Source organism: Vulcanococcus sp. CPBay_Sum15L08_68 (assembly GCF_017855895.1).
Taxonomy (GTDB): domain Bacteria; phylum Cyanobacteriota; class Cyanobacteriia; order PCC-6307; family Cyanobiaceae; genus Vulcanococcus.
In genome coordinates, this window is record NZ_JAFMFX010000008.1 from 1 (window position 1) to 12468 (window position 12468).

Annotated in this window: 12 protein-coding genes; 9 read left to right on the forward strand and 3 right to left on the reverse strand. The window is 63.0% G+C overall.

Going from position 1 to position 12468, the window contains the following annotated elements:
- On the reverse strand, positions 1 to 914 hold a 914-nt coding region (psbA, locus tag QZ189_RS02495; RefSeq protein ID WP_296420792.1), incomplete at its 3' end, for a photosystem II q(b) protein.
- 186 nt (positions 915 to 1100) lie between these two features.
- A complete protein-coding gene (locus QZ189_RS02500) occupies positions 1101 to 2510 on the reverse strand; it encodes a YcjF family protein (RefSeq protein WP_296420794.1) in 1410 nt (469 codons plus the stop codon).
- 101 nt (positions 2511 to 2611) lie between these two features.
- On the opposite strand from QZ189_RS02500, the gene QZ189_RS02505 reads away from it, so the two are divergent.
- From QZ189_RS02505 to QZ189_RS02525, 5 genes are all read left to right on the forward strand, one after another.
- Complete coding sequence (locus QZ189_RS02505; RefSeq protein ID WP_010316761.1) at positions 2612 to 3541, forward strand: cation diffusion facilitator family transporter; 930 nt, start codon at positions 2612 to 2614, stop codon at positions 3539 to 3541.
- Positions 3534 to 4046: a hypothetical protein gene (locus QZ189_RS02510; RefSeq protein WP_247478085.1), complete on the forward strand. Its 513-nt coding sequence runs from the start codon at positions 3534 to 3536 to the stop codon at positions 4044 to 4046. The genes QZ189_RS02505 and QZ189_RS02510 overlap by 8 nt, the downstream gene beginning before the upstream one ends.
- A 19-nt stretch (positions 4047 to 4065) precedes the next feature.
- Positions 4066 to 4509, forward strand: a complete 444-nt coding sequence (locus tag QZ189_RS02515) for a hypothetical protein (protein ID WP_010316759.1) — start codon at positions 4066 to 4068, stop codon at positions 4507 to 4509.
- Positions 4510 to 4570: 61 nt separating this feature from the next.
- On the forward strand, positions 4571 to 5599 hold the full coding sequence (trpS, locus tag QZ189_RS02520) for a tryptophan--tRNA ligase (protein WP_010316758.1): 1029 nt from the start codon (positions 4571 to 4573) through the stop codon (positions 5597 to 5599).
- Positions 5600 to 5809: 210 nt separating this feature from the next.
- Positions 5810 to 6472: a glycoside hydrolase family 104 protein gene (locus QZ189_RS02525; protein WP_296420797.1), complete on the forward strand. Its 663-nt coding sequence runs from the start codon at positions 5810 to 5812 to the stop codon at positions 6470 to 6472.
- On the opposite strand, the gene QZ189_RS02530 is transcribed toward QZ189_RS02525, so the two are convergent.
- Positions 6463 to 6825 (reverse strand): DUF2605 family protein, encoded by a 363-nt coding sequence (locus tag QZ189_RS02530; RefSeq protein WP_010316756.1) that lies wholly within the window; start codon positions 6823 to 6825, stop codon positions 6463 to 6465. The genes QZ189_RS02525 and QZ189_RS02530 overlap by 10 nt on opposite strands.
- A 152-nt stretch (positions 6826 to 6977) precedes the next feature.
- Here QZ189_RS02530 and thrS point away from each other — a divergent pair, with 152 nt between their 5' ends.
- The 4 genes from thrS (at position 6978) to QZ189_RS02550 (ending at position 12460) form a co-directional block, all read left to right on the forward strand.
- Positions 6978 to 8696, forward strand: coding sequence for a threonine--tRNA ligase (gene thrS, locus QZ189_RS02535; RefSeq protein ID WP_247479951.1), 1719 nt, complete (start codon positions 6978 to 6980; stop codon positions 8694 to 8696).
- Positions 8697 to 8702: 6 nt separating this feature from the next.
- Positions 8703 to 9707 (forward strand): glucokinase, encoded by a 1005-nt coding sequence (gene glk / locus QZ189_RS02540; protein ID WP_010316752.1) that lies wholly within the window; start codon positions 8703 to 8705, stop codon positions 9705 to 9707.
- A 31-nt stretch (positions 9708 to 9738) separates the two neighbouring features.
- Positions 9739 to 10683 carry a homoserine kinase gene (gene thrB, locus QZ189_RS02545; protein WP_247478072.1) on the forward strand — a complete coding sequence of 315 codons (945 nt, stop codon included), beginning with the start codon at positions 9739 to 9741 and terminating at the stop codon, positions 10681 to 10683.
- A 154-nt stretch (positions 10684 to 10837) separates the two neighbouring features.
- Positions 10838 to 12460 (forward strand): NAD(P)H-quinone oxidoreductase subunit 4, encoded by a 1623-nt coding sequence (locus tag QZ189_RS02550; RefSeq protein WP_010316748.1) that lies wholly within the window; start codon positions 10838 to 10840, stop codon positions 12458 to 12460.
- The last annotated feature ends 8 nt before the right edge of the window (positions 12461 to 12468 follow it).

Genomic DNA, 12468 nt, shown 5'->3' on the forward strand with positions numbered 1-12468 from the left:
ATCGACTGGTTGAAGTTGAAGCCGTTCAGGTTGAAGGCCATGGTGCTGACGCCCATGGACGTAAACCAGATGCCGACAACAGGCCAAGCACCCAGGAAGAAGTGGAGGCTGCGGCTGTTGTTGAAGGAGGCGTATTGGAAGATCAGGCGACCGAAGTAACCGTGGGCAGCCACGATGTTGTAGGTCTCTTCCTCTTGGCCGAACTTGTAGCCGTAGTTCTGGCTCTCGCTCTCGGTGGTTTCACGCACCAGGGAGGAGGTCACCAGGGAGCCGTGCATGGCGGAGAACAAAGAACCACCGAAGACACCAGCCACACCAAGCATGTGGAAGGGGTGCATCAGGATGTTGTGCTCAGCCTGGAACACCAACATGAAGTTGAAGGTTCCAGAGATGCCGAGGGGCATGCCATCGGAGAAGGAGCCCTGACCGAAGGGATACACCAGGAACACTGCAAACGCAGCAGACAGCGGAGCGCTATAGGCCACGCAGATCCAGGGGCGCATGCCGAGGCGGTAGGAGAGTTCCCACTGACGGCCCATGTAGCAGGAGATGCCGATCAGGAAGTGAAAAACCACCAACTGATACGGACCGCCGTTGTACAGCCACTCGTCGAGGCTGGCGGCTTCCCAGATGGGATAGAAGTGCAGACCAATGGCATTGCTGCTGGGGATGACAGCGCCAGAGATGATGTTGTTTCCGTAGATCAGGGATCCGGCAACAGGTTCACGGATGCCATCGATATCCACCGTCGGGGCGGCGATGAAGGCAACGATGAAGCAAATGGTGGCGGCCAGCAGGCAGGGAATCATCAGGACGCCGAACCAACCCACATAAATGCGGTTGTCGGTGCTGGTGACCCACTCGCAAAACTGCGTCCAAGAACTGGAGCCGCTCTTACGAAGAGCAGTGGTCATAGGGGAAGGCCCAATCGAGCCAAATGAGTACGAATGCCGCAGATGCGGCCTGCAAAACCTAGGAGCCCCTAGAAAACATTTCCTGGAGCAAAAATTAAATTCAGGAAAGAACCAAAATGTTCATGAAGAGCTTCATGAAGCCTTCATGAAGCTATGTATAGCGCTCGAGTCTGCGCGGCCTGGCGATTAGGCGGGGGCCGATTGTTCTTTGAGCCACTGCTGCGCAGACACCAAAAACGCGCTCCAGTCCAGTTTCTCCTCGTCCGCCGCGCGGGCAACCAACAGGGGAGCCTGGCGCTGCAAGAGAGCATCCAACTCCGCTTCGGGAACACCGGCGGCCAAAGCCATGTAGTCAGCCATCGCCCGGCCCACAACCCTGGTCAGATAGGCGGCACTGAGGGCCTGCATGGCACCCCCCACAAGCCATGTCGGACCGTGCCACTTCACCACCGAGGCCAGGGCTTGAGAGCTCCACTCGACAACCCCCAGACTCAGCGCCGCCTTGCCCAACTGAGACGCCGAGGCTTGCAGTTGCTCAAGGGACCAAGGGCAATTCCAAAGCCTGGCCATCTCCTGAAGCATCAAGCCATTGGCAGCGGCCAGCACCAACAGATCCAAGCTGGGAAGAGGCGCCACAACGACGCCCGCCGCCACGGTCCACTGGGTGCGTTGCAGCAAACGGGACCAGTGCTGGCGGCGCAGGCCCTCGAGTTCAAGCTGCCAAGCCGCATGCAACTCCTGCAGGCAGCGTTGTTGGTTGCGCTCCCGGCTCAGCGGTGTGGATTCCGCGAACCAGGAGGTGAGGTCTCGCCAGCCACTGGCCTCCTGGGCCGCAAGCGGCCAACAGCGCCCGCGCAGATGAACGGGAAGCTGCTGCTCGAGTTGCTGGAGCTGGGCGGAACTCTCGAGCTCCGGTTTCGTGCGCACCAGAATTCCCACCCGCTGCTGCTCTGGCAGGGCTTCAAGCCAGCGCAGGTCAGCCGCGGTCAGGGGCAGATCGAGTCGATACAGCAGCAGCTCGCAGTGGCGAAACACCTCCGGCCACTGCCAGGACTGAGGAGACAAGGGCAGGGCGTGACTGCGATGCACCCGAAGTGGATGCACAGAGGGGCAGTGACACAACAGCTGCTCCTGCTCGGAAGCGCTCCACGCTGCGGTCCCCACCAGGGCCAGCTGAATGCAGGTCTCCTCTTGGCGCTGACGCAACAGCTCCAGCTGAGAGCGGCGCTGAGTCTGGTGGAGCTCAAAGGTCTTGGCCTGAGCACGACCCTCCTCAGCGCTGGCTGCCTGCAGCACTTGGAACTGCTCAAGAACCGCCTCACAGCGCTCAAGCCAACCCTCGGAGGACTGAGGCAGGTGCTGACCGCTTGGACGCATGCGTCCGCCAAGCAACCAAAGGCCGGCCCCTGCGGCACCCAACCCCATCAGCGAGGAGAGGGGCCCATGGAGGGACTCCAGCACCATCCAGCCGCCGCCTGCTGCCGCAAGCCAGGGCCAATGCCGCATTCCCTGGCGCAGAACCTGCGCTTTGAGCTCCTCCCCCAGTGAGACGGGCCTCGGCGATGGGGATTCAGCTGAGACCTGAGGAACCGTCAATGGGGAGCCTGAATTCGGCGGCCGCGCCAACTCTTTAGCTCAGCTATTAACCCATGCCCAGACCCAATAGCGTGGGAGGACCTCAATGAGCCTCCTTGGCCATGGGTCTTGCTGGCCAAACCAACGAGCGGGCCGACCGCCGGTCCGAGGTCCAGAGGGTCCTGCTGGTGGCCCTCGGGGTCAACGTGGCGATGACGCTGCTCAAGCTGATCATTGGTCTCTTGAGCGGATCGCTTGCGCTCTTGGCGGATGCCATGCACAGCGCCACCGATGGCTTGTCCAGCCTGCTGGGACTGATCACCAATGGCCTCTCGGACCCCAAGCCGGACCGCGATCACCCCTACGGCCATGACAAATACGAAGCGGTCGGAGCCCTAGCGATTGCGGGCTTCATTTGCTTGACGGCCTTTGAGATCGTGCGCACAGCCCTCGAGCGCATCAGCTCGGGCCTGCCCCCAATCCGCCTGGATGGGCAGGAGCTGCTGCTGCTCCTCATCGTCCTGGGCTGCAATCTGCTGCTTGCCGGATACGAGCGCAGTGAGGGCAGACGCCTGGGCAACCAGCTGCTGTTAGCCGATGCCAAACACACGACCAGCGACATCTGGACCACCGTTGTGGTCCTGGTCGGTCTCTGTGGGGTCGTTCTGTTCAAGCAGACCTGGCTGGACGTGGCGATGGCCATCCCGCTCTGCGTCCTCTTGATCCGTGTCTGCTGGCAGGTGCTGAAGACCAACTTGCCCTGGTTGGTCGATCAAATCGCCATTGCACCGGAATCCATCCACGAGACGGCGATGGGCGTCCCTGGAGTCCTCAACGTCCATGACATCGCCAGCCGCGGGGTTCTGGGTCAGCGGGTGTTCATTGAGCTCCACATGGTGGTGGATGCCGATGACCTGCCCAAAGCCCATCGGATTACCGAGCTCGTGGAGGAGCATCTCGAGCGGCGCTTTGGACCCGTTCGCTGCACAATCCACCTGGAACCGCGGGAGTACGCGGAATCCACCATCACCTTCCAGGGGACCCATGGCTGAGCTCCTGCGCTGGCTCACCCCCCATCAGCAGCAGCTCTTGGCCGATCTCAGTGACCGCCAACAACTGTTGGCTCGCTGGGATGGCGATCGGCCCATTGCCCTGCTCGAGCGCTGCTGGTTGCGGCTGCAGATCCTGCCCATCAGCAGGCTCAGCGCGGTTTTACCGCCCGACAACAGTGGTGAAGCCCCAGAGTTGATTCGCTTCCGCAACCTGATCCGCGCCGGTTTCTCGAGCGCAGAAGCGGAAGAGCAATGTTGGGATGAGTTCGGGAAGGTGGCCTGCTCCGAGGCGCTCCAACGCTTTTGGGCCGCACAAGATCAGGGTTGCCATGGCTGGACGCTGCAGGCCTACCTCGACCTGCTGTCGCGCTACCGAAGCAGCATCGAATCGGAGGGACCAAATCCTTTGCCGGTACTGGTCTTGGCCCGAGCAGGCAGTCCAGAACACCATCGCCTGATTTGGCACTGGCCGGCCTCACTGTCGGTAGGGCACACTTGCCGCTGACTTCTTCAGGTGTGCGGCCATGGCCGACGGTGATTTCCAGCGGAATTCGGGCGAGCAGTCCCAAGGCAACCGCGGTCCTCGCGAAGGTGGCGGGTTCCGCATTCGCCTGAGCGATAACGAGATGCGCGCCGCCCGCGCCGTGCAAGAGGCTTTTGGCGTCCGTTCCACCGTGGCAGCCCTGGGCCTGTCCCTGCGCACCGTGGCCCAGCTGATCGAAGAGGGCCGGATTGACGACATCGTTGCCCAGCAGAAGGCCAGTGCCGGTTCCCGGGGACGGGGCGAGCGCGGTGACCGTCGTGGCGAGCGCAATGAGCGCCCTGGCAACCGCCCCAATCCGTTTGCCCGTCCCGCCAAACCAGCAGCCGCCGTCCCTCAAGAGGAGACGGTGAGCGAGGAAGCCGCGTCGGAAACCACCGAAGTAGCAACAGAGCAAACCACCACCGAAGAGACCACCGAGGCCTGATTCGAGGCCGCTGCCGGGTCCTGCCTCCAGGCAGAATCCGGCGAACATTTCGCCAGCTCGCATGCAACGCGCCAGGGTCCTGTCCGGAGTTCAGCCCACTGGCGCCTTGCATTTGGGCAATTGGCTCGGAGCCATCCGCAACTGGGTCGGACTGCAGGAGACCCACGACACCTTTTTCTGTGTCGTGGACCTGCACGCGATCACCGTGCCCCATGACGCGGCCGCCCTGGCCCGTGACACGCGCAACACCGCCGCCCTCTATCTCGCCTGCGGAATCGATCCTGAGAAAGCGACGGTTTTTGTCCAGAGCCATGTCTCAGCCCACAGCGAGCTCTGTTGGCTCCTGAACTGCGTCACACCGCTCAACTGGTTGGAGCGGATGATCCAGTTCAAGGAGAAGGCCGTCAAACAGGGGGACCAGGTCTCCGTTGGCCTTCTGGACTACCCCGTGTTGATGGCGGCGGACATCCTTCTGTATGACGCTGACCTCGTGCCCGTTGGCGAGGACCAGAAACAGCACCTGGAGCTGGCCCGAGACATCGCCCAGCAGCGAATCAACGCTCGCTTTGCCCCGCGGGATGCCGAAGGCGAGCCCATCCCCGTCCTGAAGGTGCCCGAGCCGCTCATCCTCAAGGAGGGTGCCCGCGTAATGAGCCTGACCGACGGGCGCAGCAAGATGAGCAAGAGCGACCCCAACGAAGGATCCCGCGTCAATTTGCTGGATTCGCCTGAGGTGATCACCAAGAAGGTCAAGCGCGCCAAAACCGATCCCGTGATGGGCCTCGAATTTGGGAACCCGGAGCGCCCCGAAACCGACAACCTCTTGGGGCTCTATGCCCTGCTGAGCGGCAAAGGTCGTGAGGCAGCCGCTGCAGAGTGCGCCGCGATGGGCTGGGGCACCTTTAAACCCCTACTGGCCGAGACACTGGTCGAAGCGCTGCGCCCCATTCAAGAGCGCTACAACGACCTGAGCGCTGATCCCGCCGAACTGGACCGCGTCCTCAAAGCAGGCAGCGAGCGCGCCAATGCTGTGGCCCAGGCCACTCTGGAGCGAACCCGCGAGGCACTGGGCTTCCTCAAGGCGAACTGAGGCCCCAAGCCGCTAATCAAAAACGGAAGGAAAGATAAAGGTGGCTAATTCGTTACGGCGCATTGGCCAGCCAAAAACCTCGCCAATCGCCCTGGAGAACTAAAAATCAACCTGCAGCACATCGAGGCAGCACTTGTCCAGTTCGGACGGGAAGTCTCACCTTGAGACTCGGCTAGCCAGCAGTCTCAATGGACTGCGACGTTGTGCCGCTTGCCAATTCGTCATTCGCTCCAGCATTCCCTCAAGCCCAGTCGTGCCGCCGCTCCGGCCTGCTCACTGGGTCTGCTGCTTCTGGCCGCTGGCCCCCTCGTGGCTCCCTCCAAGGGAGTCGAGGTGGATCAGTCACTGGAGCAGATCGTGGCGGCTGCCAGCGAGACCGAGGACGGAGAGCTGTATGCAATCACCCCGGAGCGCCGGGCCCTGCTCAACACCATTCGCTACGCCGAGGGCACCTGGAAACAAGGCCCCGAGGGCTATCGCACCCTCTACGGCGGCGGGCGTTTCAGCAGCCTGGCCAAACACCCTGATGTGGTGGTGGTGAAGCGCTACACGAGCGCGGCCGCAGGTGCCTATCAATTCCTGCCCGGCACCTGGAAAGAAGCCGCAAACAAACTGAGCCTTCGCAGCTTCAAGCCCCACAACCAGGACCAAGCGGCCCTGTATCTGGTGGATCGCCGCGGTGTACTCGATCAAGTCGACCGCAGCGGCTTAACCCGCGGGGTGATGGCCGTGCTGTCCAAGGAGTGGGCCTCCTTCCCTAGCCACAACGGACTGAGCGCCTACGGCCAACCCGTGAAGAAGGCTGCGGAACTGGCCAACTTCTACGAATCCAACCTCAAGCAACTGAAGCGCAGCCGCTGGGCTCAGGCCTGAGGAGGATCGGGGCGCTCTTGCTCCGGAAGCGGCACTCCCGCCACCCGCAACATCGCGGAGAGGTTCCAGACCCGCATCATCAGGCGATGCCAAGGGGTCATGGCATCCATATCAACGGCCATGGGGGTCGAGCAGGCGGCCCGGAGTGCTTTGGCGGCAGCGATCGCCTGAAGCGCCTCCTCCAGGGCGGAACGAAACTCCCGCTGTTCCACCGGTGGCACCAGGTGATCGGGGGCGTGATCCAGAAGGACCAAACCGCGCTGGAACCAATAGCGAAAGTCACCAAAGAGTGACTCGAGCAAGTGGTCGAGCAATTCGGCCGACTCAGCCTGGGGTTCTTGGGGGTTGCTCACCCCCACACCCTAGTAATGGTCTGAATTGCGCTGCGTAGGATCGGGGTTGCTATGCCGCTGCCGTGACCGCGACCCGTACTGCCGAGCCTGCAGCCACGGTGCACCTGCCCAAAACCAGCGAGAGCGAGCAGCTGCTGCGTATCCGCCACTCCATGAGCCACGTGATGGCCATGGCGGTCCAGCGCCTCTTCCCCAAGGCCCAGGTGACCATCGGACCTTGGACCGAGAACGGCTTCTACTACGACTTCGATAACCCCGATCCCTTCACGGAGGCCGACCTCAAGGCCATCAAGAAGGAAATGATCAAACTCATCAACAAGAAGCTTCCGCTGGAGCGTCTGGAGGTGAGCCGAGCGGAGGCCGAAAGCCGGATCCAGGCCCAGAACGAGCCCTACAAGCTGGAAATTCTGGCCGGGATCCAAGAACCCATCAGCCTCTACACCCTCGGCGAGGACTGGTGGGACCTCTGTGCAGGCCCCCACGTCAGCAACACCAAGGAACTGAACGCCAAGGCCTTTGACCTTGAGAGCGTCGCAGGCGCCTACTGGCGTGGCGACGAGAAGAACGCCCAGCTGCAGAGGATCTACGGCACCGCCTGGGAAACCCCAGAACAGCTGAGCGAATACAAGCGCAGGCAAGAGGAAGCCAAGCGCCGGGACCACCGCCGGATCGGGACCGACCTCGACCTGTTCTCGATTGAGGACGAAGCCGGCGCTGGCTTGGTCTTCTGGCATCCCCGCGGCGCCCGCATGCGCCTCTTGATCGAGAACCTCTGGCGGGAGCTCCACTTCAACGCCGGCTACGAGCTGCTCTACACCCCCCACGTGGCTGACATCAGCCTCTGGAAGACCTCTGGCCACCTCGACTTCTACAGCGAGTCGATGTTTGGCCCGATGCAGGTGGACGAGCGGGAGTACCAGCTCAAGCCCATGAACTGCCCGTTCCACGTGCTGACCTACGCCAGCACCCTGCGCAGCTACCGCGAGCTACCGATCCGCTGGGCCGAGCTCGGGACGGTGTATCGCTACGAGCGCCCCGGTGTGATGCACGGCCTGATGCGGGTGCGGGGCTTCACCCAGGACGACGCCCACGTGTTCTGCCTGCCGGAGCAGATCAGCGACGAAATCCTGGCGATCCTGGATCTCACCGAACAGATCCTCTCGACGTTTGATTTCCGCAACTACGAAATCAACCTCTCCACACGGCCTGAGAAGTCCATCGGCGAAGACGCGGTGTGGGATCTCGCCACCCAGGGCTTGATCGAAGCGCTGGAGCGCAAGGGATGGGCCTACAAGATCGACGAAGGCGGTGGTGCCTTCTACGGCCCCAAGATCGACCTCAAGATCGAGGACGCCATCGGCCGGATGTGGCAATGCTCCACGATCCAGCTGGACTTCAACCTGCCTGAACGCTTCGACCTGGAGTACGTGGCAGCGGACGGATCCAGGCAGCGGCCGATCATGATCCACCGCGCCATTTTTGGCTCACTGGAGCGGTTCTTCGGGATCATGACCGAGAACTACGCCGGTGACTTCCCCTTCTGGTTGGCACCCGAGCAGATCCGCCTGCTGCCAGTGACCGATGAGGTCGCCGGCTACGCCGAATCCGTCGCAGCGGCCCTGAAGGCGGCGGGCGTACGCGCCAGCGTGGATCACTCCGGTGACCGCCTGGGCAAGCTGATTCGCAATGGCGAACAGATGAAGATCCCCGTTCTGGGGGTGATCGGCGCCAAGGAGGCCGAAGGCGGGACCATCAGCCTGCGCAGCCGCCGGGAGGGCGACCTGGGCAGCATCGAGCTGGAGACCGTTGTGGCCGCTGCCAAGGAAGCGAATCAAGATCGGGAAGCGGGGCTCAAGATCAGCCCCCGCTGATCTCCGATGACCACGCTTCTAGCCGGTGATATTGGCGGCACGAAGACCCTGCTGGGCCTCTACAGCGTCGAAGGAACGGCACTGATTCAGAAGGCCAGTCAACGTTTCGTCTCGGCCGATTGGGCTGATTTCTCGGCCCTGGTGAATCACTTCCTCGACGGGGAGGCGTCCTGCTTCGAGCGACCTCGCCAGGCCTGTTTCGCGATTGCGGGTCCGGTGCGCCAGGGCCGGGTGAAACTCACGAACCTCCCCTGGCTGCTGGATGAGGTGGAACTGGCCCGCGCCTGCCAGCTCGAGGTGCTCGAGCTGGTCAACGACTTTGCCGTTCTGATCTATGGGCTGCCTCACCTGCAGCCAGAGCAACAGACGACCCTGCGGCAGCCGGCTGCGGGCGGCGGCGACCCCAAGGCGCCGATCGCGATTCTTGGGGCCGGGACCGGTCTGGGGGTAGCGATCGGAGTGCCCACGGCAGGGGGCTTGCAGGCCATGGCCAGCGAGGCCTCCCATGGCGAATTCGCCCCCTGCAACGAGGAGCAGTGGCAACTGAAGACCTGGTTGATGGCCGAGTTCGGTCTGCCGCGCCTCTCGATTGAACGGGTGGTGAGCGGCACGGGACTGGGCGACGTGATGCGCTGGCGCCTGGCCACCCATCCCGACGGACGCAACCATGCCCTGATGAAGACGGCCGACACCGAGTTGCCTGCGGCGACCGCTGCGGCCGCAGCGGCTGGCGATCCCCTCGCCCGCAAAGCCCTGGATCTCTGGCTGGAGGCCTACGGAAGCTGCGCAGGGGATCTTGCCCTGCAAAGCCTTTGCTATGGCGGGCTTTGGCTGGGAGGTGGCACAGCGGGCAAGCTTCTCGATGAGTTGCGCTCAGAGCGCTTCCTTGGGGCCTTCTTGAACAAAGGACGGCTCAACGCCGTGGTGGAACAAATCCCTGTCCACGCCTTGATCGACGGCGAGACTGGACTCTTCAGTGCCGCTTGCCGGGCTCGGCTGTTGAACGCCTGAGTGGGACACTGACCCCAGCAGAACAGAGCGCATGGCCCGCCCCCGCATTGGACAGGGGGTTGTGGTGGATGTCCCCGCCACAACAGCCAACTTGGGTCCCGGCTTTGATTGCCTCGGAGCGGCCCTGGATCTGAACAACCGCTTCGAGATGCGCTGCATCGAAGGCAGTGGCGAGCGGTTTGAACTGGTGATCGAAGGCAGCGAGGGATCGCACCTGCGGGGCGGCCCGGACAACCTCGTCTACCGCGCAGCCCAGCGGGTCTGGAAAGAAGCAGGGGAAGAGCCGATTGCTGTCGAAGCGCGGGTCCGCCTGGCGGTTCCACCAGCACGGGGACTGGGAAGCAGCGCCACAGCCATCGTGGCCGGCCTGATGGGGGCCAACGCGCTGATCGGCGAGAAGCTCAGTCGCGAGAAGCTGCTGGAGCTGGCGATCGACATTGAGGGGCACCCGGACAACGTGGTTCCTTCACTGCTCGGTGGCCTCTGCCTGACCGCTCGAGCCGCCTCCCATCGCTGGCGCGTGGTGCGTTGCGAATGGGACCCGAAGGTGATGGTGGTGGTGGCCATCCCGGCCATTCGTCTGTCCACCAGCGAAGCCAGACGGGTCATGCCGAAGGCCATCTCCATTCCCGATGCCGTGACCAACCTCGGATGCCTGACCTTGCTGCTGCAGGGACTACGCACCGGGAATGGCGACCTGATCGCCGATGGGATGCACGACCGAATCCACGAGCCCTATCGCTGGGGCTTGATCCAAGGGGGCCAGGAGGTGCGCGAGGCCGCCATGGCCGCGGGGGCCTGGGGCTGCGTCATCAGCGGCGCCGGGCCGAGCATCCTGGCCCTCTGCCCTGAAGACTCGGCGGTGGCCGTCAGCAAAACCATGGTTCGGGCCTGGGAGGGTGCTGGGGTGGCCTCCCGCTCCCAGGTGCTGCAGCTCCACCAGGCCGGAAGCCGCTGGGAGCACCTGCCCTCCTAGGCCACTCAACCTGAGTAGAAATGCCTAGACCAGATCGGTCTCACTGGTAGATTTCTTCCTTGATAGGCACCTCCCGTAGGAGGAGGGTTGAGTCCCTAGAGGGCTGAACCCAGATACGGGACATCGCCCTCGATACCCAAAAGCCGTGCACGCGATGGACGCCAACCTGCCCCTGATGGCCGCGTCCGCTGCGATTCCCGGCTCCGCGTTTGGAGACTCCGCTCTCGCCCAGGGAATGCTGGCGGCGCCAACAACCTTTCCCTGGCTCAGCCTGATCGCTCTGCTTCCGATCGCGATCGCGCCGCTGGTGATGCTCCTGCCCGGTGATGGCACGGACCCCAAGCTCCCGCGAACAGTTGCGCTGACGACCCTGTTGGCTGACCTAGGGCTGATGCTCTACGTCTACAGCCAGCACTACGACGGCTCGATCGCGGGGCTGCAACTGGTTGAGCGTTTCGCCTGGGTTCCCGCCATCGGCCTGGAGTGGTCCCTCGCCACCGATGGACTCTCAGCCCCGCTGGTGGTGCTCTCTGGCTTGGTCACCCTGCTGTCGGTGGCCGCCAGCTGGAACATCAAGACCAAAACCCGGCTCTACTTTGCTTTGCTCCTGGTGCAGGCCTCTGCCCAGGCCTTGGTCTTCCTTTCCCAGGACTTCCTGCTCTTCTTCCTGGCCTGGGAGCTCGAATTGGTTCCCGTCTATCTGCTGATCGCCATCTGGGGCGGCCAGCAGCGTCAATACGCGGCCACCAAGTTCATCCTCTACACGGCGACGGCCTCGCTGTTGATCCTGTTGAGCGGCCTGGCCTTGGCTCTCAACGGTCCCTTCACCCTGAATCTGAGCGAACTGATTGCCCGCTCTCCAGGCGGCCTTTTCGGCCTGCTCTGTTACCTGGGATTCCTGGTGGGATTCGGCGTGAAACTGCCGATGTTCCCGCTCCACACCTGGCTTCCCGATGCCCACGGAGAAGCCAATGCACCGGTCTCGATGCTGCTGGCTGGGGTGCTGCTGAAGATGGGGGGCTACGCCCTGCTGCGCTTCAACGTGCAGATGTTGCCGGAGGCCCACCTACAGCTGGCCCCCGCTCTGATCGTTCTGGGCATCGTCAACATCGTCTACGGCGCCCTCAACGCCCTGGCCCAGGACAACGTCAAACGGCGTATCGCCTGTAGCTCCGTCAGCCACATGGGCTTCGTGCTGCTCGGCATCGGTGCCATCGACAGCCTGGGGATGAGCGGAGCAATGCTGCAGATGATCAGCCACGGACTGATCGCCGCCGCGATGTTCTTCGTGACCGGCGTGTTCTACGAGCGGACCAAAACCCTCTCGATCCCCAACATGGGGGGATTGGCCAAGGTTCTGCCGATCACCTTCGCCTTTTTTGTCGCCAGCTCCCTGGCCTCCCTGGCCCTGCCTGGCATGAGTGGATTCGTCAGTGAAATCACCGTGTTCCTTGGCGTGACGAGCAATGACGGCTTCACCGTGGGCTTCCGGGTGATCGCCGTTGTCCTGGCGGCCATCGGTGTGGTGTTGACCCCGATCTACCTGTTGAGCCTCTGCCGCCGGGTGTTCTTTGGACCCCGGATCCCGGCGCTGGCGGTCCTCGGCGACATGAAGCCAAGGGAACTGGTCATTGGACTCACCCTGCTCGTCCCAACCCTCGTGATTGGCTTCTGGCCTCGAGTGGCGATTGATCTCTATGAGGCGACCACCACGGCCCTTGCCAACGACCTGGCGCAGCACGCCGTCGTGGCCCTTCGGCTACCCGCCCTCGGCTAATTCCCCGC

Excerpts from the sequence above, each read along its gene's own strand:
- QZ189_RS02505 (WP_010316761.1), top strand. The coding sequence starts at position 2,612 with ATGGGTCTTGCTGGCCAAACCAACGAGCGGGCCGACCGCCGGTCCGAG.
- QZ189_RS02510 (WP_247478085.1), top strand. The coding sequence starts at position 3,534 with ATGGCTGAGCTCCTGCGCTGGCTCACCCCCCATCAGCAGCAGCTCTTG.
- QZ189_RS02515 (WP_010316759.1), top strand. The coding sequence starts at position 4,066 with ATGGCCGACGGTGATTTCCAGCGGAATTCGGGCGAGCAGTCCCAAGGC.
- trpS (WP_010316758.1), top strand. The coding sequence starts at position 4,571 with ATGCAACGCGCCAGGGTCCTGTCCGGAGTTCAGCCCACTGGCGCCTTG.
- thrS (WP_247479951.1), top strand. The coding sequence starts at position 6,978 with ATGAGCCACGTGATGGCCATGGCGGTCCAGCGCCTCTTCCCCAAGGCC.
- glk (WP_010316752.1), top strand. The coding sequence starts at position 8,703 with ATGACCACGCTTCTAGCCGGTGATATTGGCGGCACGAAGACCCTGCTG.
- thrB (WP_247478072.1), top strand. The coding sequence starts at position 9,739 with ATGGCCCGCCCCCGCATTGGACAGGGGGTTGTGGTGGATGTCCCCGCC.
- QZ189_RS02550 (WP_010316748.1), top strand. The coding sequence starts at position 10,838 with ATGGACGCCAACCTGCCCCTGATGGCCGCGTCCGCTGCGATTCCCGGC.